The sequence below is a fragment of the Bradyrhizobium sp. CCBAU 25338 genome (genome assembly GCF_028128965.1).
GTDB classification, from domain to species: domain Bacteria; phylum Pseudomonadota; class Alphaproteobacteria; order Rhizobiales; family Xanthobacteraceae; genus Bradyrhizobium; species Bradyrhizobium liaoningense.
Genome location: NZ_LFKY01000009.1, coordinates 1 through 847, shown reverse-complemented (window position 1 = coordinate 847; position 847 = coordinate 1). Strand labels below are relative to the sequence as shown.

Genomic DNA, 847 nt, shown 5'->3' with positions numbered 1-847 from the left:
TTTGCTGCCGGCGAGCTGCCGGGTGCTCTGCGGCGGCGAGGCGCTGCCGCCGGATCTGGCGCGGCGGCTGGTGGAGCAGGCCGGCGAGGTCTGGAACCTGTACGGCCCGACCGAGACGACGGTGTGGTCGGCGCGTCACCGGCTCGATGCGCAGGACGATCGTCCGCTGCTGGGCGGCCCGCTCGGCAACACCACGCTGCACATTCTCGACGGCGATCTCAACCTGGCGCCGGTCGGCGTTGCCGGCGAGCTCTACATCGGGGGCGCGGGGCTGGCCCGTGGCTATTGGCGACGCGGCGCGCTGACGGCCGAGCGCTTCATCCCCGACCCGTTCGGTCCACCCGGTGCGCGCCTGTATCGCACCGGCGACGTGGCTCGGTGGCGCTCCGACGGCGTGCTTGATTATGTCGGCCGTGCCGACCACCAGGTGAAGATCCGCGGCTTCCGCATCGAGCTCGGCGAGATCGAGGCGCGGCTGATGGCACAGCAGGGCGTGCGCGCGGCCGTGGTGGTGGCGCGCGAGGCCGGCGCCGGTCGCCAGCTGGTCGGCTATGTCAGCGGCGACGCACTGGACGGAGCCGCCCTCAAGACGGCCTTGTCCTTAGTGTTGCCGGATTACATGGTGCCGGCGCGGATCGTGGTGCTGGAGCGCCTGCCGCTGACGCCGAACGGCAAGATCGATCGCAAGGCGCTGCCGGCACCGGATCAGCTCACAACGCCAGTCGAGCACGTCGCGCCGCGCACGCCGGCCGAGGCGGCGCTGGCAGCGATCTGGGCCGACCTGCTGCGCCAGCCCGACATCGGCGTCACCGACAATTTCTTCGAGCTCGGCGGCGATTCCATCATC

The 847-nt window shown here is 71.4% G+C and carries 1 protein-coding gene; it reads left to right on the top strand.

Features of this window, described 5'->3' with window-relative positions; all coding sequences use genetic code 11:
• Positions 1-847, top strand: an 847-nt coding sequence (locus ACM42_RS08385) for an AMP-binding protein (protein WP_271527485.1), incomplete at both ends; no start/stop codon positions are given.